Below are 19,282 nucleotides of genomic sequence, written 5' to 3' on the forward strand. Positions count from 1 at the left end.
TGCCCTGGTGTACACCGACGCGGATCCCGATTGGACGTAGGCTACTGGTGCTGCATCCGGATCTGGAGGGGGCTTGCTCGTGGACGATGACTCTGAGAAGGTGAGGGGCGCCGACTCGGCTGCCCTCCCGTACACCCGGGACATTTGTGACGAACGCCATTCCGTGCGCGCGGCGCTGCGTACGGATCTCCCAGCTGCTCATCTTGGCCTGGTAGTGACAGCCGTCGCCCTGATCGTGGTTGGCAGTTTCGCCGGCCTTCGATGGGCCTTGATAGTTGCTGCCGGATTCGCGGCTTGGTTTCTCATTGCCCTGGGTGCAATTTTCATCGGTAGTGGTCGTGGGTGGGGCGCCGTCCGCCGCGCTTACATCGTCACGTTCGGCTGGGGAAACTGGATCTGAGTGTGCCGTGCACACCGTTCGCGTAGCCTGCACGGCGCGTCCCCGCCATCGTTGTGTCTGTCCGAGTCGAGGGGCTCCAGGTCGGGTAGTGTCGTCTGTTTCGGCCGCCGTCGGGACGGCGGAGGTGCCGCCGGAGCTTCCGCACCACGCCGGGAACCCAGTTCAAGGTTGCATCCCATCCCTTGGCCGGGTCGTAGGCCGACGGCACCTTCAGCTTCGCAAGCGGCTTGGCCTTGTGACCCGGTTAAGGGACCCCGTTCTTGCCTCAGACTCGGCTGCCGCCGCTACAACCCGCCACCAGGACTGCCGCCAACACGACCCCGCCCACCGACCTGGCCCCACGCATGCCGCTCTCCCTCTTCGCCCCCGTGGCACCTCAGAGGCGCCCGTGATCATGCGTTCGGCGACGCTACCAGGGCTGACTACACAGCCATTGCCGAGGATCACTCTCTGCTGGCGACCAGCAGCACGTTCACCTGGTCATCTGGCTGGCTTTGTGAAAGCGGCGTCGGTGCGCCCAACGCACAGGTTGGCTGATACGAGCCGGTGTGTGGCGGGGAGCTGACCTTGACCAGGGTCCGGGAAAGCTGGTCCGCTTATGCGCGATAGGGCGTCGGATTCGGGGGCTGCGTTCGTGACCAGAGCTACAGCTGGAAAGCTGTGCCGCGCCACAGGCGGCCAGCCCGAACGGACCAATCCCTGCTCCGTCAAGACGACCCACGTATGAGGCTCCGGCGGGGGATTTCCGTCGCCGTCGTGGCCGCCGGCGGAGCCGTCACGACCATGCTCGTGGGGCTCGTCACCAACGCCGTGTCCGATTCGGAGTGGCCCGGGTGGCTGGGGTGGTTGCAGCGGCATGGCTGGTTCTCGTTCGCTTTGCTAGGCGGGGCCATGGTCGGGCTGGCGGTGCTGCTTGCCGCGCTGTCGGAGTCGGGGGCGCCGGAACGCCGCACTGCGCCGACGCCCCAGCCAGAGGACGGGGCGGTGCCTCCGGGTGCTGCCCTCGTCCTGCGGTCCCTGCCGCGCGACACCACCGCCTTCACCGACCGGACCGCCGAGCTCGAGGCGCTGGTGCGGTCCGTACGGAACTCGCAGGAGAGCGGCGAGGCGCTGCCTGTGCATGTGATCGACGGAATGCCAGGAGTCGGGAAGACGACGTTCGCCGTACACGCAGGACATGTGCTGTCGGAGCGGTTCCCGGACGGCCAGCTCTTCGTGAATCTCAACGGGCACACGACAGGAAGGCCCCCCGTCCAGGCCACGGAAGCGCTCGCATCGTTGCTGGCGGCGACCGGAGTGCCGGCGCAGCGGATCCCTGCCGGCGACGACCTGGGTGCGGTCACCGAGGCGAGGGCGGCCATGTGGCGGAGCCAGCTCGCGAACAAGAAGGCACTGCTCATCCTCGACAACGCGTCCAGCTATCGCCAGCTGGAGCCCCTGCTCCCCGGCGGGAGCGACTGTCTCGTGCTGGTGACGAGCCGGAAGCGGTTGGCTGCGTACGAGGAGGTGGTCCTGCCAGTGGAGGCATTGCCGGCGGAGCATGCGGTCGACCTGTTCGTACGCCTCAGCGGGCGGTCGCCGGAGTCGCTCGATCGGTCCGTCCTCGAGCCGTTGGTGGAGCTGTGCGGGTACCTGCCACTGGGGGTGTCGTTGCTCGCCGCGCGGCTGCGCCATCGCCCGTCGTGGAGCGCCGAGGATCTCCGTGCGCGTCTGGTCACAGCCAGGGACCGGCTGGGAGAGCTCCGAGCTGGGGAGCGCGCGGTCGCCGCGACGTTCAGTCTGTCCTACCAGGACCTCACACCCGAGCGGCAGCACTTCTTCCGGTGTCTCGGCCTCTACCCTGGAACCGAGCTCGATGCCTTCTCCGGGGCCGCGCTCGGCTCGGTCTCGGTGGCGGCAGCACGCGAGGGACTCGACACGCTCTACGACGCCCACCTGATCGAGGAACACCCGGGAAGCCGGTTCCGGCTTCACGACCTCCTACGCGACTATGCCCGCGGTCTCGCCGACGAGGGAGGCAGCATGACCCCTGTTCATGCCGTTCAGCGCGTGTGCTCCTACTACCTGGCCGTCCTCGCTGTCGCGAACAGACACATTGCCCGCAACGGCGCCTCCACACCGAATTCTCCGGATGGCGCCGCCCAGGTCGAGACCCCTCCCATCGATTCACGTACGGCGGCTCTCGGCTGGCTGGAGGACGAGCGGGCCAACGTCCTGGCCTGCATCCGAAGGGCGAACGACCTCGCGCTGCACGAGTTGGTGATCCACATGGCTGCGGCGATGGCGCCCTTCCTGCGGCAGGCCGGGCCCTGGGACCAAGCCGTTGGCCTCCACCGGACCGCCGCCGAGGCCGCCCGGCACACCGGCGACCGGCGGGCGCTGGCCAACGCACTGGCCGAGCTCGGAGTCGTACGGCGCTTCATGGCGGCGTACCCCGAGGCCATCGAGGCACTGAACGAGGCGGTGACGGAGTACGAGGCGGTCGGCGAGAAGCGAGGCAAGGCCGACGCTCTGAACCAGGTGGGCATCGTCTGGTACATGACCGCGGACAACGACGCCTCTGCCCGGGCGCAGACCGAGGCCCTCGCGCTCTATCGGGAAGTCGGCGACCGTCTTGGCCAGGCGAACGCGCTCGCGGACCTCGGCATGGTGCGCCGGCAGACCAGCCAGTTCGACACAGCGGTGGCGGCACAGACCGAAGCGTTGTCGATCTACCGGGAGCTGGGCGACCGGTACGGAGAGGCCAACTCACTGCGGGACCTTGGCGTCGTGCACAGTCTCCTGGGCGAGTATCAGCTGGCTGCGCAGCGCCACCGTGAGGCATTCGACATCTACCAGGAACTCGACGACCGGGTCCACCAGGCGTACGCCCTCAACGAGCTCGGAGTCGTACGGCGCCTGACCGGCGATCCCACCGGAGCGCGGGAGGCTCACACCCAGGCACTGGAGTACTTCACCGAGCTCGGTGAACGGTTCGGCCGCACGAACAGCGTTCGCCACCTCGGGGTACTGGACCGCATGGACGGGAACGTCACGGAGGCGATCCGGCTGTTGGACGACGCCCTGGGCTCGTACCGCGATCTCGGCAGCCGTGGCGGCGAAGCCGCCGCTCTGGGCGAGCTGGGTGTGGCCCGTGGGGTCGCCGGCGAGCGGGACGGTGCCGTCGAGTCGTTCCGGCGGAGTCTGGACATCCTCCGAGAGCTCGGCGACCGGTGCGGTGAGGCGGAGGTCCTGAACCACTGGGGGACGCTGCTGCACTCCTCCGGTGACTGGGCTGCCGCCCGCGGACTCTTCGAGCAGGCGCTGGGGCTGGCCCGCGACATCCGCTGCCCGCTTGAAGAGGCACGGGCTTTGGAGGGGATCGGCCGTTGCGACTGGACGGCCGGCGAACGGGCGCGGGGCGAAGGGGCGCTGCGTGAAGCGCGCGATGTGTACCGACGGTTGGGTATCGGCGGGGCGGCAGACGTCGTCGAGCGGCTCATTGCGTCGCAGGCCGAGTAGCGGGGCACGTGGCTGGATTCGATATGTCGCCGAGGGTAGCGTCGCTGCTACCTTGCGGGCTGGTCTGCCGCCTCAATCGCCGTTGCACTGCCCCGAGGAGCGTCGAATGCCGTCACGTACGCCCGTTCCCGCACCACATGCTCCGGCGTCCGTCGTCGCGGAGTCGATCAACGGTTCGGTCGTCCTGGATCGTGTCGCCGTCCGCGTACGGCAGCGGCTGGCGGCCGAGCAGACGGCGTCAAACCACGCCGGCGAGGGTGGTCACCACGCTTCGCTGATCTGGACCTGGCCTCTTTGAGTCGTTCCGCTCTATGACACCGCGCGCGGACGTTGCCCCCTTTCGGTCGTTCATCCTCAAGGTTGCCAATCGCTGCAACATCGACTGCGACTACTGCTACGTCTTCAACTCCGCAGACCAGGCGTGGCGGCACCTGCCTGCCCGGATGAGTACGGACGTGGCCCAGGCGGCTGGGCTGCGAATCGGTGAGCACGCAGCGGTGCACGACCTGCGGAGCGTGCACGTCGTGCTGCACGGCGGTGAGCCGTTGCTCACCGGCCCCCGGCACATGGCAGACCTGCTCGGCGCCGTACAGGAGGGTGTTCCGGCCGGTGTGGCGGTCCGTTTCGAGCTTCAGACCAACGGGACGCTCCTCACGGAGCCGTGGCTGGACCTCTTCGAGCGGTACGAGGTCGTCGTGGGCGTCAGCCTCGACGGACCGCCGACCGCGAATGACCGGCACCGGCTGACACACGCCTCGCGATCGAGCGCCGCCTCGGCCGTACGAGGCATCGAACTCCTGCGGTCCCGGCCTCACCTGTTCGCAGGGCTGCTCGTGGTCGTCGACCTGGCCAACGATCCGGTCGAGGTCCACGACTACCTTGCGTCGTTCGAGCCGCCTGTGATCGACTTCGGCCTGCCGCACGGGACGCACGACGAGCCGCCGCATCGCGACGACCCGAGTGTGCCCGAGTACGGGTTGTGGATGAGCCGCGTCTACGACGCTTGGCTCGCCCGGCCGGAGCAGCGGCACAGTGTGCGGATGCTGGAGGACATCGTGGCGCTGAGCTCCGGGGTGCACAGCTCGGTGGAGTCCCTCGGCCTGGCCCCGCCGACGAGCATCGTGATCGAGTCGGACGGCACGATCGAGGGCGTGGACACCCTGCGGTCCGTCGAGGAAGGCGCCTCCTGGCTGGGACGCGACGTCTTCAGCCAGTCCTTCAATGAAGTCCTTCACCATCCGAAGCTCCTGCACCGGCAGGACGGGAAGGCCGCGCTCGCTGATCAGTGCCAGAGCTGTCCTCTGGTGGAGGTGTGCGGTGGGGGCTATCTACCGCACCGCTTCAGCACCGACCGCGGCTACCGAAACCCCTCGGTCTACTGCGCGGATCTGGAGTACCTCATCCGGCATGTTCAGGGCTCCCTGCGCCAGCACGGCTGGGCTCCTCAGGCACTGACGCCCCCGTAGCCACGAGCCGTGCCGCCACGCCAGGATCACGCATTGAAACGAACGAGTGAAGCGATGAAAGAGCGACAGGAGATGTCGATGACCGTGACGATCCGCCCCGCCGAAAGGCGCGACACCGTGGCAGTGGCCGATCTGATCGAGGAGATCGAACGGTTCTACGGATCGACCGAGATCCAGCCACTCGAGGAGCGCCGCTCCCAGGTGGAGGAAGCGCTCTTCGGCTCCCCGCCATTGGCGTCCGCTCTCTTGGTCGAGGACGAGGCTGGTGATCTCGTCGGGCTCGCCGCCTACTCGTTCCTCTGGCCGGCAGCCGGCTCCTCCCACTCGCTGTTCCTGAAAGAGCTCTATGTCCGCGGCACCCTCCGGCGCCAGGGCATCGGCGCGCGCCTCATGGACGAGCTCCGTGCCCTGGCCTCCGCACGCCCCGGATGCAGTCGAGTCGAGTGGATGACGGACCACGACAACCCCGGCGCGCGCGCCTTCTACAAGTCGTTGGGGTTCGCGGAGTTCGACGGGAAGATCGTCTACCGTGTGGACACCGGTACGACGTGAGGGTGGGGCGGGGCCGTGAAGGAGCTGGTGACCGGCCCCGCACTGGGGATGGATCCACACACCTCCGGCCGGCCTCTGGCACCGGTTGAGCAGTAGCTATCCGCCGACCGCAGCCGAGGGAAACACGACCACGCAGGCGATCAGGCGGTGCGAGGAGTGCCAGATGTCGGCGCCGGGTGAAAACTGACCGCTCGTCTTAATCGTTGCTGCTCGATTCGCGGCCTATAGCTGATGCGTCAGCTCACCCAAGGCGCCACCGACGAGATCGCGGCAGAGAAGCTCGGTCTCGGCCTGCGCACCGCCCGCCGCTTGATGTCCGCCTCGGCGCCCGCAGCCGCTTCGAGGCTGGCGTCCGGGCGACGAAGGCCGACTGGCTCTCCTTCCCCTGCCGGGGCGCGACCGGGTTGACGTGTGCTTGCAACGCCGCTGTCTCCTCGCACGGCTGGGCGTCAGACCGCACGGTGGCTTCGTACGGGTGTCAGTCGACCCCTCTCAGGTAGACGCGGCTGCTCCGTTCGTCGATCTGCGCCACCGCGACCTTGAGCCAGTTCAGGTCGCCCTTGCAGGGAGCGCACACCTGCCCCTCCCGAACCTTGGGAAGTGAATCAGGTTCCGGGAGTCCTAGGCGTGCGAACGGCGTGGCCGGTGTTGCCTCGGCGGCGAAGGGCTGCTCGCGCAATCTGAGGGGCTGCTCCGGTTTCAGCTGGGTGATGAAGGGGTCCACGGTTTCCGCAGGCAGGACGAAGGACAGGATCAACCCGTCGTCCTGGAACCCCCTGCGGTGCGCCGCCGCGGTGTGGGTCGCTGTCGAGGGGACTTCCACGTGCAGGGTCCGGGCGACGGACTCAGCGGTGGCTCCCTCGACCCAGTCGGACGTCCCCGGCTCTGCGGAGCGGCCGCCTTCCCTGCCGCTGCCGCCGGACGCCCCGGAGCATCCGGCGGCGAGCGCGCAGAGCAGCACCGTTGCCACTGCGAGCGCCAGGGCGCCGCCCGGGCGTCGTGCGCGGATCACCGGGCTGCCGAATTGCGGCCGATGTCCGTGCGGGTGCCGTCCCGCCCGGTGTCCTCGGGTGCGGGCCAGGATCCTCCTGCCGACAGGTCGTGCCGTTGCACCGAGCTGCTTCCTCGCATGTCGAACTCCCTGGCCAATCCTGTTGTGTGCATGCGGGCCATGTCGGCGTCGGTGACGGTGGTCGGTCCGATCGGCGTGGCCTTGGTTTCGTCCCAGTTGTAGCGATCCCACACATTGACCTGGTAGTCGATGCTGACCTGCGGTTTCCCATCAGGTCCGGGGACAGCGGTGACCACCCCGGTCGTGTTGGTCATGCCGCTGCCTACGGCCAGGTACCAGTTGTTCGTGCCGTCCGGGCCCTTTTCGTGCTCGTATCCCGTACTGCTGGATTCCACGGGGATGGCGACAGGCTTGCCGCCTGACTTCTCGAAGGCCTCCAGCGCCTGTTGCCGCCAACCGTCTTGCTCTGCGGCCCGGATCCGTGCCACCTCGTCTCGGAGCGCCGGGTCGTCGGCCAGCATGCGGTCGACGTCCAGATCGAGCGTCTTGCCGCTGCCGTTGAGGTAGTGATCCATGTGTCGGGCCGCGTCGGTCTTGCCCATGAAGTCGCCGGAGTTCGAGATGCCGTTGGCCTGGATCTCTTTCCAGTAGTCCGATATTCCTGGCGATTCGACGTCGTACGGTCCGGCTCCGTCGTCCGCGGACACCTGTTTGACCTGAGGACGCAGCAGTCCGGCCGCAAGGAGGTCGTCGCGGTGCTGGGTCCACAACTGGGCCCGGGCCTCGGGCCCGAGTGACTGCCAGAGCCGCTGCAGCTCCTTCCGCTGCTTGGTGTTGGCTTCCTCGCCGAGCCCGGCCAGTTTCAGTGCCCGGGGGAGCATCTCCTTGTCGAGGGAGGTGTATGCCGCATGGCCGGCGTTGTGCAGATCCGCGCCGTGGCTGCCGCGCAGGGCGCGTACGGCAGCGGCATCGACCTCGGCCGCGTGGCTCACTACTCCGCTCAGGGTGTCGGCGTACCAGCGCATCAGGTCCTGCTTGCGCTGGCCGGGACCATCCACCTCACAGACCAGAGCATCCTCAATCGCCACCGCTCCGCCCTGCCCCACACGGACGTTGAAGCCTGCCTCCTTGGCGTCGGCGGTCACGTTCTTCGCCTGCTGCTGGATGGCCACCAGTTCGGAGTGGGCGTCCTGGAGGACGCTGAAGATGCTCTTGGCCTCCGTGTGGAGGTCTTCTATCTCCTTGACCGTCTTGCCGACGAAGGCGCGGGTCACACCGGCGTTCACGCCTTCCCAGCGGGCCTTCTCGGCCTTGGCCTTCGCCCCGTCGCGCGCCTGTCCCCCCAGGCTCTGCAGAGCGTCGGCCGTGCGCTTCCAGTCCTGAACGGCGGATCCCAGCTTCGTGAGGTCGAGTTCCATGAGGTCCGAGTAGTCCATGCCGTGCTCCCTACTTGAGGTACTCGTCGATACGGGAGACGGACACGGCCGAGCCGTCACGGTTGCGGAGCGAGGCCGCGATGGCCTCGTCGTCTGCGGCGTGCGCCTTCTTGGAGTAGTCCAGGTGGTTCGAGATGTGGGCGCATGCCTGCAGGACCGTCTTCACCTGAGAGGTCCACACGGACACGGTGGTCTCCAGCTCGCCGCCGAGTGAGAAGCCGGCCGTCTTCAAGGATGCAGCGGCCCGCATCGTGGAGCCGTTTCCTGAGCCGTCGGCACCGGCGCCGGCGATGTCGGCCTGCTTCTGCAGTTGGCCGTGCAGCAGGAAAGCCTCATGACCCACTTCGCCCAGGTCATCCTGGTGTACGACCAGGTCGGCCTGACCGCCACCAGAACCGCTGGTCACCTGGTTGAGGCGCATCGACACCTGGCGCTCGCCGGCCACATCCACCTTTGCTTTTTCCCATTCGTCCCACACCATGGCGCCATTTGATCATGTTTGGACAGGCGAGGCAGGGGCAATGTGAGCCAGCTTTCACACATGAACAAGATGCTCTTCGGCCTGACCATGGCGATGGTCGACGGCGGCGGCCGGCGGGCCGCATCGGAGCGTCGGCGCTCCCTGTCCCTGGTGCCCTGAATGGCCGATGCCCGAGACGGGCTGACAGTGCTGTCTCGGGTATCCGGTGAGCTGGGTGTCGACGGTGTGGTCGATATGCCTCTGAGCTGCAGCGATGGGCTGAGCGTTCCGAGGAGGGGAGCGGAGCGTTTTCGGCGGCTTCCGTAGTAAGCCTCTGACCTGGGCTTCTAGGGTTTCCGTCAAGCCCCACGAAGGCGGGGGCTTGTCGGAAACGTTGCCGGAAACCCCAGAGGGATCACCCGAGCTGCTTCGGCAAGCGTGCTGGTCAGATGACGTGCGCCCGCCCGGGTGGAGTTGCCCTCGCGGACACTTTCCCCGGCACACGCCTGGTAGTCGTCTGACCGCTGACAGCCTAGCGGATCAGGCCGGGAGTGGTCGCATGGATTGCAGCAGGCGCGGGTCCGGGGCGAGGGCATGGTCGTGACCTGGGGTTTCTGAGCGTCTGGGGTGGTGGGTGGGGAGGCCGGGGGTGCTGCACGGGTGTGGGCAGGCTGCTGGAGCGTCCGTTCTGTTCCGCTTGCCATGGATGGGGCCTTTTCAACGGAGCGACGGCCGCGCCCTGGGGTGGGCGCGGCCGTCGTGGGGTCGAGGGGTGTCAGGCGATGCGGAGGACCTGTTGGGCGTTGCTGCGGGCCTGGAGGTGGATCTGGTGGCTGGTGGCGTTCTGGGAGAGGGCGAAGCCGAGGACGAAGATCTTCTGGCGATCCACGCCGTAGGCGATCATGCGGCGATTCCAGAGGCTCTGGTCGAATTGGCTGTGTACGGACTCGGAGTCGGCGCGGTAGGGGTAGAGGAGCTGGTGGGTGAGGCTGGCCTCGGGGATCTGCTGAAGGTATTCGGCTCGGTGGAAGCCGCGTTCGCTGTCGCTCTTGATGCGCTTGCCGGTGTCTGCGGAGCGCAGGGTCCGGTCGGCGGGGGTGGTGGTGATGCCGACGGGGACGCGGTAGTCGTGGTCGCCGTGGCGGCAGGGGATCTTGAGGACGTGGTACCAGCGGCTCTTGGCGGCTCCGGCACGGTGCTCGAGCTTGGTGATGGGGAGGGGTTCGAGGATGCGGGTGCCGTCGTCGATGCGGATGCTCTCGGCGATGCGGCCTTGGTCGCACCAGAGCTCGTGACCGCTTCGGCAGGGGCTGATGCGTTCGTAGAAGCCCTCCGTCACCGCGAACACCACCTACGACGCGTCCGGCAACACGCTCACCCGACCCGGCGCGGCCGGAACCACCCAGACCCTGACCTGGACGCCTGAGGGCAGACTCGCCTCGGCCACTACCGGCGCGGGCACTTCCACCTACGCCTACGACGCGGCCGGCACCCGCCTGCTGCGCAAGGACCCGGGCAAAACCACCCTCTATCTCGGCGCCACCGAACTCACCCTCAACACCACCACCGACACGGTCACCGGCACCCGCTACTACACCACCCCCGGAGGCACGGCCGTCGTCCGCACCTCCGGCGGCAAGCTGTCCTACGTCGCGGCCGACCACCACAACACCGGCACCACCGCCATCGACGCCGCGACCCTCCAGGTCCAGCGCCGGACGGCTAAGCCCTTCGGCGAGGACCGAGGCACCGCCCCTGCCGCCTGGCCCGGCGAGCGCGGCTTCGTCGGCGGCACCCAGGACAAGACCACCGGACTCACGCACCTCGGAGCCCGCGAATACGACCCCCTCATCGGCCGGTTCATCTCCGTGGACCCGCTGATGGTCGTCGACGACCCCCGCCAGCACAACGGCTACCAGTACGGCAACAACAGCCCCCTCACCGAGTGGGACCCCACCGGCGAAGCCCTTCCCGAGTGCCAGAGCGGCATGTACAAATGCACCAACGGATCCAACCCCTACGACTACGGCCACAACTACGAGAAAGAGGTCGCCATCGCCGGCGGCACGCTCGACCGTGCCTACGTCGACCGGAAGAACAGCTACAACAGGGCATGCCGCTACGACTCCGCCTGCAAGACAACCCGCAGCTACTACACGCCCAAGAAGGTCGAAAAGAAGCCCGCGAAGAAGACCCTCTGGGACTCTCTCAAGAGCGGTGCCAACGCTACCTGGAGCTGGACCAAGGACACCTTCGGTACGTGGGAGGGTTGGAAGAACAGGGTTCTGCCGACACTTGCATTCGGCGCCTGCCTTGTAGCAACTGTCGGAGGCTGCATGGTCGCAGGTGCGGCGGTTGCTTTCGCCACATTCGGCGGCGACTATATGGTCACGGGAGAGGCTAATTGGTCAGGGCTGGGGAAATCTCTCCTGTGGACCGCTGCTGGCGGTGCAGTTGCTGGCGGCATCGGTAGGGCGACGACCGGAAGTTGGCAGGCCGCATTTGGGAATAAAGCACTCCAGTACGAAACTGTACCCCTGTCCCGAACTGTTGGTGCGCCCTACAAGACAAAGGTTCCCGGCCTCAAGGGGCCGGGAGGTGGAAGGAAAGTCTGGGTGAGTGACACCTCTGGCACATACGCTAAGGTACTTGACCGTTCGGCCACGTTGCTCAACGCAGGAATGAATGCTCATCTCTCACTGGGGTTCTGCGGTGCGGGGAGCGCGAGTATAGCTTCCGGACGAGGCTGCTGATGGGGGCGAAAGCTGGCGTGAGCAGAAAGAATGGAGAGAGGATCGTCCTGCGGGCCAAATCTTGGAAGCTTCTCTCCGTAATCCTTCCTCCGGCTCTCGGGGTCTTCGGGACGATAGCGGTACTGAAGGGACTGGAGGCTGATGGTGCCAGGGATTTCTGGTTCGTAGTCGCCACCCTCCTAGCCCTCGGTGCCTTGATTCAGCGAATCCTTTCAGCTCGAGTTCTGCTCGACTCAAACACTCTCACCGTAGTGAACCCCGTCTTCACGTATTCCTGCGCCAGGGAGTATGTGCGATGGCCTGCGGTCCGCGACGATGGCGGTCTGGAAATTCACCTTCGAGATGGGAGAGGCGTCGCTGCATTCGCTTTCGGGGGTTCACTTATCAGTCGAGCGATGGGTACCGGGCCGAAAGTTGTGGGCGAGATTTCGACCTGGTTGAAAGCTTCACACGGTGAACTTGGAGGAGGGGATCTCGTCCTGCGGAGAGAGTGGACTAGGACGCCTTTCGCGGAGCTTATCCTTGCTCTAGCAGCTCTTTCTGCTGCGATTGGAACGATTCTCCATGCCGCCTCGTAGCTAGCAGCCCTGGCGTCATTCGAGAGCTCCTGTGTTGCAGGGGCTCTCGAATGAACCCTTTTGACCCTGGGGTCTGAGGAGTGAAACAGGCTGGTCGGCAGCGTAGTGACATGGCGAAGCTCCTCGTCGTTGGCGTGGTGATCTCACTCAACACGCCGACGGCCGGGGGCTTTCGTTGTTGTCAAGCGGTTCAAGCGGCCGGGGGCGACCTGATAGCACCGCCGGACTGACCTTCAGCAGGCATGATCGCCGTTGCTAGCAGTATTCTGCGAGTTTTGCTGCCGGTCAGGACACTTTTGCTTCCACAACACCCATGTCAGCCTGGGCAGCCAGGTGCCCTGACCAGCTCGCAAATGGAGGCACAGTGGGCAACGGTGTAGTGCAGATGGACAGCGTCTTCGGGGGTCGACTGAAGTGGCGTTCCCGCTACTTGGTCCATAGGGCGCGCCGTCGAGGCCGGACTGGGCTGCTTTTCCAGGCGGACCTGCGCGTTCCTCCGCGGAGCATGTCGCGCAAATGGTGCGTCTTGTCCGTCACTGCAAATGGGCGCCACCTCTGCAGTATTGATCAGACCACCTTCAGAACGGTCCGCTTCTTCCCCTTGCCTCCAGGCCTGCACTCTCTGCACCTGGAAGTCGTTCGGGTTCGCAGACCAGGGCCCACACGAGTCGAGCAGAATGTTGTGCTCAGCCAGGGAGACATCCTGCTGGTGACCTGTGACCCAGTGCAGCCGAACGTCTTCTATCGCAGCAGTCCCGTGGTGGACACCTGGAGCACGCAGGTTCTTCAGCACCGAATGGGATCGGACCACCGTTGAGCTGCCCCATGCCCCATGCCCTACGTAACGCCAACAGTGCCGTCACTTCTCATCGACTTTCATGTGTCCGTGCGGTGGCCGGACAACGCTGGAACAACCGCTGGAAGACCGCGCTGAACGAGTTCGACGTCCTGTTCGGCGGCCGCCTCTCCGCCGAACGAGCGTAGGCCACCCGGCCTACCGGAAAACCTGTAGGCCATCCAGACGAATCACACCCGAACCCCCATAGAGCCCAGCACGGCGAGAGGTGTGGGTGATCACTTTTCGAAGCGCTGGCGAGACTACTTGGCGAACGGGGTGCTTGTGGTTGGCGCCATCGGAGGGCTTGCCTGTGTGGCGTCAGCTGTGTGCGGAGTAGTAGCAGCCATCATGATCGGCTCAGCAACGGCGACCGCTAATTATGCGGCGTCTAATGCAGGAACGAAGAACTGGAACACCAGATTCTCGATCAGTGAGGGGGCCGGTGCTGTACTCGGTTGGCTTGGTGGGGGCGAGTGCAGCAGGCAGGTCCGTGGTGATCAGGACGTCTTTCTCTCGAATGGATCGAAGTTTGGACCGCAGAGAAAGCGATTAAGTGAATGAGGGGAGAGGGATGACGAGTCTGCGGCGTGAAGTCCTTAAGAGTGTCATTCCGTTGGTGATTCTTGCAGTGATCGCCACCATGGCTTCAAAGGCGATCGGAGGGTGGGCTGAGGTCATAGGTGCGCCCCTGATCGTCATAGGCTCCGCAATGTTTTGGGGGCGGGTGGTGAGAAGGGAGTTGCAGCGCGGAGGTAGGGAGGATGGAGGTCGCAGTGAAGCGTCCTGAAACTTCTTCCAGATGTCTGTGGAGGACTGTTGGTGCAGGATCTAGGGAGTGGCGGTAGTGAGTCGACGCATAGATAGTTTGATGAGTTTGCGGGCGCAGTACATCTGCGGCGCACTGATAGGCTGTATCGCGTACCTGCTAGCAGGAGCATCTCAAGGAGACTCGGCTGTATCGGTAGGTTTACAGGCGGCCGCTGGCGTGTTTGTCGGCCTTGCCGTCGTGGCAGCCATGCGGCGACTGACTCGATCTGATCCCCGCGATCGGGAATAATCCACCCGTTCCTTCGAAGATGGTCCGCCAGAAATATGACGGACCATCTTTGAAGCTCCTGATTTGATCAGAACTCGTCGCGTTCGCAGATCTACTGACTTCGGCTCGGCGGGGTGAATTTTGGTGAAGTGCCTGCTGGGCTTGGAGCTGTGGCTGTATCCCGTGGTGTGTGAGGTATGCGGATGGGGGCGGGCTGACCCCTGCAGGGCGTCAACGCCGTGAATCGGTACGGATACAGGCGGTGGGGCTGTTCGAGCAGAAGGCCAAGCCGTCGGAGGTCGCCCGGCGCTTGCGGGTGAGTCTGAAGTCGGCTTACCAATGGCACCGACTGTGTCGCGACGGCGGGGCTGCGGCACTGGTCTCGTGTGGTCCGAGTGGTCCGCGGTGCCGGCTGTCGCTGTACTGCCTCGAGAAGCTGACAAGGTTCCTGGAGGAAGGTCCGGCGGCGCACGGCTGGGTGGAGGACCAGGTGTGGACCGCGTCGAGGGTGGCCACGCTGATCGGCCGGAAGTTCCACGTCTCCTACAGCGTCTCGGGTGCCACCCGGTTGATGCACCGGCTCGGCTTCAGCCCGCAGGTCCCCGCGCGGCGTGTCGCCGAGCGTGACGAGCAGGCCGTCATCGCATGGAAGGAGGTGACCTGGGCGGAGGTAAAAGGGCCCGGGCGGCTTGCGGGGGCTACGTCTGCTTCGAGGACGAAGCGGGCTTCACCCGACTGCCGCCCAGGGGACTGACCTGGGGCCGGCGAGGCGGCGCCCCGGTCGTGACCGTCAGCGGGCGCCGCTCGGGACGGCTGTCGGTGGCCGGGGTGATCGCGATGCGGCCAGGTTCCCGGACCCGGCTGTGCCACCGGCTGCGGACCCACCCCGCGGGCATGGGCAAGCGCCGCAGCATGGACGAGCGGGACTTCATCGCGCTGGTCGACGGCGTTCATCAGCTGGTCAGGGCGCCGATCGTGCGTCTGGGACCGGCTGAACACCCATGTCTCGCGCAAGATGCGGGACCTCGTCGCCGAGCGGGCGTGGCTGACAGTGTTCCTGCTGCCCGCCTACGCGTCCGACCTGAACCCAGTCGAAGGCGTCTGGGCGCACGTCAAGCGCAGCCTGGCCAACCTCGCCGTCATGGCCCTTGACCGACTCGAAACCCTCGTCCGCAACCGTCTCAAACGGCTTCAATACCGGCCGGACACCCTCGACGGCTTCATAGGAGGCACCGGCCTGACTCTCGACGCCCTGGCATCACCTTGACAAGTCGAAGCTGACGTTGTCGAGATCACCGCGCCGGCGGGGCTGCTGATGTCTGGTCATCTGCGGCTGCGCGCCTTCGCCTCCACGATCAAGGACGTCGGAACTGACGAGGTCACCGCCCGCTCCCAGGCCCTGCGGCCCGACATCGGGGCCGCCGGCCTCCCCTTCCTCCACCGGTTCGTGGAACTCGCCCTCGCCTTCCACCACGCCGTCCGCGGCGAGGACCAGGACCGAGCCGCCGCCATCGGCCGTCTCCGGGCGCTCACCGCCAACGGTGACTTCGCCTACTTCACTGACATCGCGCACCTCATGGCCGGTTTTTCCCTGTCCGCCTGCTGCACCGAGCGGCGCGTCACGAGACAGGGCGAACGTTGCCTGAGGCGGCACGAGTTCGCCACGGCGCGCGACCGGCTCGGCGGGGCAATGGCCCTCGGGCACCGCCACCGCACGGGCTCGCACTCTTCCGTCAGGCCGGTCATCGTGCCGGCGTCAGCGGGCGTTCGTGGACGACGACTGCCCCGCTGAGCCGGTCCTACGCCTCGCAGCCGTATTTCTCGGCGAGCTTGGTGGCGGCTTCCCGCACCACGGCCGCATTGTTGCGGATCTCGGGGGCGTCCGGGTCGACGAGGTCCTTCTCCTTCTCTTCCCCCTTTTTCGAGGGCGCCATGAGCGTCACCGTGATGTTCGGCGCCGTCGAGCCCATGCGTGCGGCACAGCCGGCGGGCAGGTTGGCCTCGGCCTTGTCGAAAAGCGCCCAGCCGGTGAAGCCGGGGCCGAGGGGGACGGAGTCCTTGGGCTGGTAGTGGGGGTCGTTCTGGTTGTCTTCGATGATCAGGGTGTAGACCCCTCGGGGGTAGTCGCTGTCAGCGTTGGCGCGCAGCACCTGGCACCCTTTGAACACCGCGTGATCGGTGCTCTTGCCCTTGCTTTCCCACTCCTCCGCGCTGACCTCGCCACCCTTCCCGTCATCGATCAGTTCCGCAGCCTGCCGGCTGAGCGCCCCATGGCACAGTGTCTGCGGCAGCGGCGGCTTCTCGTCTTCAGGCCAGAAGCTCGCCGTCACGACGGCCACCCCGGCGGCGCCGAGCACGACGGTCAGCGGCAGCCACTTCCTCTCCATGTCTACGGCTGTCCCATCTTCTTCTGGGCGTCCTCGATGCCCTGCTGGTACCAGTTCTCGGCAGTCGTCTGGAGACCGTCCTCGTACTCGCCCGGGCTCGCGTCCAGCTCCTCCTCCGTGAGGCCCTTCTCGGTTGCCGTTTTCCGCATCATGGCGTCCATCTGCTTCTCACCGTTCTTGAAGTGGTTGACCATGTTCTTACGAGTTTCCTCGTCGACCTTGGCGTTGAGCTCGTTCATGTACCCGGCCGTGCCGGCGTCGACCGTGCGCTGGAGCGCGTCGCCGACGACGGGGATGGCCGTCAGGGGTGCGCCGATGGCGTGGTAGTTCATCCTCTGGTTCCAGGCATTGGTGTCCTTCTCCGCCTGACCGAGGTCATAGATGACGTCACCGCACACGCCGTCGAAGTGGCCGAGCACCGAAGCGGACTGCTTGATCCAGGCGCGAAGCTCGGGGTCCTCCTTACGGAAGGATTCCGGTGGGAAGCCGCTCATCCCCTCGGCGATCACCACGCTCTGCGAGTGGTGCATGACACCGAACGCCTTGGGGTCCTCGGCGACGCCGCGCATGAGGCGGGTGAGGTCGCCCCGCTCGACCGTGAGGTTGTTGAAGTCGGTCGGCCCGTCCATCTTCTTGCCGAGGATCTGGTGCACGTCAGAGGCGTAGTCGCCGATCATGTTGCCCATGCTCGTGCGCATGGCGACCGCATGACCACTCCCGTTCCCGCGTCCGTCGAAGGCCTGCTGCTGACGGCCGACCGTCTCCTCGACGGCGAACTCGCCGACGCCACCACCGCCGGCCGGCACCGCGCTGCGGACCCCACTGGAGCTCCGCGTCGAGCAGGTGCTGGACGCGGCGACGCCCGGCCTGTCCCGCACCACCGGGCGTGCCAAGCTGCTCCTGCTGCACTTCGTCGCGCCGGCCGGAACGGCCCGGCGGGCGAAGGCCCTTTGGTCCCAGCTGAGTCTGGGATGCCACTACCACCTGTACGAGCTCGGCCCCACGTACGACCAGGTGCGGGTCTGGCGGGCCGAGGTCGGCGGTCTCGTCCGGGAACTCAGCAACTGACCGTTCGTCATCGTGCGGTTTCTGATGGTTGTTTCACGGGGTACGGGCGCATGCCCGTGGCGGTGTCCCCCGGCACCGCAGGGAGGACGCACATGAGCACCACCACTCGGGACGAGATTCTCGCCGGCGAGCAGCGGGCGGTGGACCACGCGTACGACTGCTACACCACGAAACTGGCCGAACTGAGCGGCACCTCGGCGGCCACCGCCTCGGCGAGCGGCAAGGACGGGATCGCCAACCGGGCCGAAGCGGTGGCGCGGGCCGAGGCATACGGGGGACTGGGCGACGAGGCGCTGGTCTTCTCCAGCGTCGACGCCCCGGAGGACCCGGGCGGAGAGCCCCGACCGTGGTACATCGGGCGCCGTGGGGTGAAGAACAGCGACAACGATCCGGTTGTCCTGCTGTGGACCAGCCCCCAGGCGCAGACCTCCGGCGGGCCTGTGTGGAGGCCCCGACAGGCCCGCGGCGCGGAGGGGGAGCGGGCGAGGAGGCATCGGGGATCCCGTGGCCCGGAACGGTCCTTGTCGGCCGCAGACCTCTGGGCACGAGGAGTCGCTCGGCGGGAGCATAGGCTTGGCCCGGGTGTTCGTCCGTCGTGACGAGAGGCGAAGCCCGGTCCCGTGCCGCGGTCCTGCACCGCACGGGGCGTCGAGAACCAGTCGAGGACCACCGGCACGTGCCGAAGGCCTTCAGAAGGGTGCAGGTCATGTTTCACCAAGGCCCGGCCGCCGTCGGCGCATCGGCGCGTCGCAGGGGTGACGACCTCACCTGCGGCGGCGGTGTGCCGGGGCGCGGCGACGCATGGTCCACCGGGGCGGTGGACTGGGTTCCGGCGGAGGCCGGCCCGACCGTCTGCGCCGCACAGGACCTCATACCGCACGTCACCCGCGATCTGTGAGCACCCCCATCGCCACCCAGCACTCGGCAGAGCGGCAACCGGGCGTACAGCAGGCCGGGCACCGGACCGGTTCCGGCCGCTCGCAGGAGCGGACGGCCGCCTGCCCGTCGTGCGCGAGGGGAACGAGCGGGCCCGCGCACGACGGACGGCACGCCACCGAGCACATACACCCGCGGGGAGTCGTCGACCTGCGCGGCCATGCCGAGTCGGACATCACGCTGTCCTACCCGGGCAACGCGTTGGTCGTCGTCGCGGGACTTCCCGGCAGCGGGAAGAGCACGCTGCTGCACGCCTGGTCCTCCGCCGCCACTGTCGTCGACCCCCGCGCCACCCGCACCGCCTACGAGGCCCTGACGCCTTCCTGGCTTCCCTACGCGGTCTGCCGGCCCTGGGCCCGGCTGAGGCACATGGGGTGGATGCGCACCGAGATACGGCGGACGCATCCGCTGCTCATCCACGACTGCGGCAGCAGGGCCTGGATGCGCCGGTGGCTGGCCCACCACGCCCACCGAGCCGGCAGGCCCCTGCACATGGTGGTGCTCGATGTCGGCCCCCAGGAGGCGCTGTCGGGCCAGCGCGCCCGCCGGCGCCTGACCTCGCGCCGTGTCTTCGCCACGCACCGGCGGGGTCTGGCGAGACTCCTCGCGGGCGTCGAACACGGCGGCCTGCCGCCGAGCCTGGGCCTCGACTCCATGGTCCTGCTCGACCGTACTTCGCGTGAGCGCGCCGCCCGGGCGCAATTCGGCGGGAAGTCCACGGGGGCGGGCTGAGACGCCGGGGCGCTCGTGAACCTCGGGCGGTGAGCACGGGGTTCCGGGGTTTGCGTCAGCCTCCGTTGTCCGTGCGCCGCTCGACGGGCCGTGCCCCGGGGAGCAGCCCGTGCGGTTGCTCCCCGGG

The 19,282-nt window shown here is 66.9% G+C and carries 17 protein-coding genes and 2 pseudogenes; 13 read left to right on the forward strand and 6 right to left on the reverse strand.

Going from position 1 to position 19,282, the window contains the following annotated elements:
- Positions 1 to 79 precede the first annotated feature (79 nt).
- The 5 genes from AW27_RS19455 (at position 80) to haaN (ending at position 5,919) form a co-directional block, all read left to right on the forward strand.
- The gene (locus AW27_RS19455) at positions 80 to 400 is read left to right on the forward strand and encodes a hypothetical protein (protein ID WP_236647741.1); all 321 of its coding nucleotides are present in this window, start codon (positions 80 to 82) and stop codon (positions 398 to 400) included.
- Positions 401 to 1,123: 723 nt separating this feature from the next.
- On the forward strand, positions 1,124 to 3,901 hold the full coding sequence (haaT, locus tag AW27_RS19460; RefSeq protein ID WP_172671368.1) for a cyclophane-containing RiPP biosynthesis TPR protein HaaT: 2,778 nt from the start codon (positions 1,124 to 1,126) through the stop codon (positions 3,899 to 3,901).
- Between the two features lie 106 nt (positions 3,902 to 4,007).
- A complete protein-coding gene (haaA, locus tag AW27_RS19465; protein WP_078556773.1) occupies positions 4,008 to 4,199 on the forward strand; it encodes a HaaA family cyclophane-containing RiPP peptide in 192 nt (63 codons plus the stop codon).
- Positions 4,200 to 4,212: 13 nt separating this feature from the next.
- The gene (locus tag AW27_RS19470; protein WP_037925013.1) at positions 4,213 to 5,367 is read left to right on the forward strand and encodes an FxsB family cyclophane-forming radical SAM/SPASM peptide maturase; all 1,155 of its coding nucleotides are present in this window, start codon (positions 4,213 to 4,215) and stop codon (positions 5,365 to 5,367) included.
- A 78-nt stretch (positions 5,368 to 5,445) separates the two neighbouring features.
- Complete coding sequence (haaN, locus tag AW27_RS19475) at positions 5,446 to 5,919, forward strand: cyclophane-containing RiPP N-acetyltransferase HaaN (RefSeq protein WP_037925467.1); 474 nt, start codon at positions 5,446 to 5,448, stop codon at positions 5,917 to 5,919.
- 478 nt (positions 5,920 to 6,397) lie between these two features.
- Here haaN and AW27_RS19480 read toward each other — a convergent pair whose 3' ends face one another.
- The 4 genes from AW27_RS19480 to AW27_RS19495 form a co-directional block, all read right to left on the reverse strand.
- Positions 6,398 to 6,931: a hypothetical protein gene (locus AW27_RS19480; protein ID WP_037925015.1), complete on the reverse strand. Its 534-nt coding sequence runs from the start codon at positions 6,929 to 6,931 to the stop codon at positions 6,398 to 6,400.
- Positions 6,928 to 8,367, reverse strand: a complete 1,440-nt coding sequence (locus AW27_RS19485; protein WP_037925019.1) for an AAA family ATPase — start codon at positions 8,365 to 8,367, stop codon at positions 6,928 to 6,930. Before AW27_RS19485 ends, AW27_RS19480 begins: the two co-directional genes overlap by 4 nt.
- A gap of 10 nt (positions 8,368 to 8,377) precedes the next feature.
- Complete coding sequence (locus AW27_RS19490; RefSeq protein WP_037925021.1) at positions 8,378 to 8,848, reverse strand: hypothetical protein; 471 nt, start codon at positions 8,846 to 8,848, stop codon at positions 8,378 to 8,380.
- A 754-nt stretch (positions 8,849 to 9,602) separates the two neighbouring features.
- Positions 9,603 to 10,166, reverse strand: a complete 564-nt coding sequence (locus AW27_RS19495; protein ID WP_304949889.1) for a hypothetical protein — start codon at positions 10,164 to 10,166, stop codon at positions 9,603 to 9,605.
- Positions 10,167 to 10,188: 22 nt separating this feature from the next.
- Here AW27_RS19495 and AW27_RS19500 point away from each other — a divergent pair.
- The 4 genes and pseudogenes from AW27_RS19500 to AW27_RS19520 all read left to right on the forward strand — a co-directional run.
- Positions 10,189 to 11,580: pseudogene (locus tag AW27_RS19500) on the forward strand (RHS repeat-associated core domain-containing protein); the annotation flags it as partial.
- Positions 11,581 to 11,597: 17 nt separating this feature from the next.
- Positions 11,598 to 12,158 carry a hypothetical protein gene (locus AW27_RS19505; RefSeq protein ID WP_157840299.1) on the forward strand — a complete coding sequence of 187 codons (561 nt, stop codon included), beginning with the start codon at positions 11,598 to 11,600 and terminating at the stop codon, positions 12,156 to 12,158.
- 2,064 nt (positions 12,159 to 14,222) lie between these two features.
- Positions 14,223 to 15,299 (forward strand): annotated as a pseudogene (locus tag AW27_RS34565) (IS630 family transposase).
- 48 nt (positions 15,300 to 15,347) lie between these two features.
- Entirely contained in the window at positions 15,348 to 15,824 is a 477-nt protein-coding gene (locus tag AW27_RS19520) for a hypothetical protein (protein ID WP_037925028.1), read from the forward strand.
- A 7-nt stretch (positions 15,825 to 15,831) separates the two neighbouring features.
- On the opposite strand, the gene AW27_RS19525 is transcribed toward AW27_RS19520, so the two are convergent.
- Both AW27_RS19525 and AW27_RS19530 read right to left on the reverse strand, forming a co-directional pair.
- A complete protein-coding gene (locus tag AW27_RS19525; RefSeq protein ID WP_037925031.1) occupies positions 15,832 to 16,419 on the reverse strand; it encodes a hypothetical protein in 588 nt (195 codons plus the stop codon).
- A 2-nt stretch (positions 16,420 to 16,421) separates the two neighbouring features.
- Positions 16,422 to 17,225: a hypothetical protein gene (locus AW27_RS19530; protein WP_201773414.1), complete on the reverse strand. Its 804-nt coding sequence runs from the start codon at positions 17,223 to 17,225 to the stop codon at positions 16,422 to 16,424.
- Positions 17,226 to 17,262: 37 nt separating this feature from the next.
- On the opposite strand from AW27_RS19530, the gene AW27_RS19535 reads away from it, so the two are divergent.
- The 4 genes from AW27_RS19535 (at position 17,263) to AW27_RS19550 (ending at position 19,155) form a co-directional block, all read left to right on the forward strand.
- Positions 17,263 to 17,487 (forward strand): hypothetical protein, encoded by a 225-nt coding sequence (locus AW27_RS19535; protein WP_236647745.1) that lies wholly within the window; start codon positions 17,263 to 17,265, stop codon positions 17,485 to 17,487.
- A gap of 92 nt (positions 17,488 to 17,579) precedes the next feature.
- Positions 17,580 to 18,086 (forward strand): hypothetical protein, encoded by a 507-nt coding sequence (locus tag AW27_RS19540; RefSeq protein ID WP_037925033.1) that lies wholly within the window; start codon positions 17,580 to 17,582, stop codon positions 18,084 to 18,086.
- Positions 18,087 to 18,193: 107 nt separating this feature from the next.
- On the forward strand, positions 18,194 to 18,385 hold the full coding sequence (locus AW27_RS19545; protein ID WP_236647746.1) for a hypothetical protein: 192 nt from the start codon (positions 18,194 to 18,196) through the stop codon (positions 18,383 to 18,385).
- Positions 18,382 to 19,155, forward strand: coding sequence for an AAA family ATPase (locus tag AW27_RS19550; RefSeq protein WP_052031102.1), 774 nt, complete (start codon positions 18,382 to 18,384; stop codon positions 19,153 to 19,155). The genes AW27_RS19545 and AW27_RS19550 overlap by 4 nt, the downstream gene beginning before the upstream one ends.
- Positions 19,156 to 19,282: the final 127 nt, after the last annotated feature.

The organism is Streptomyces sp. PCS3-D2, assembly GCF_000612545.2.
Classification (GTDB): Bacteria; Actinomycetota; Actinomycetes; order Streptomycetales; family Streptomycetaceae; genus Streptomyces.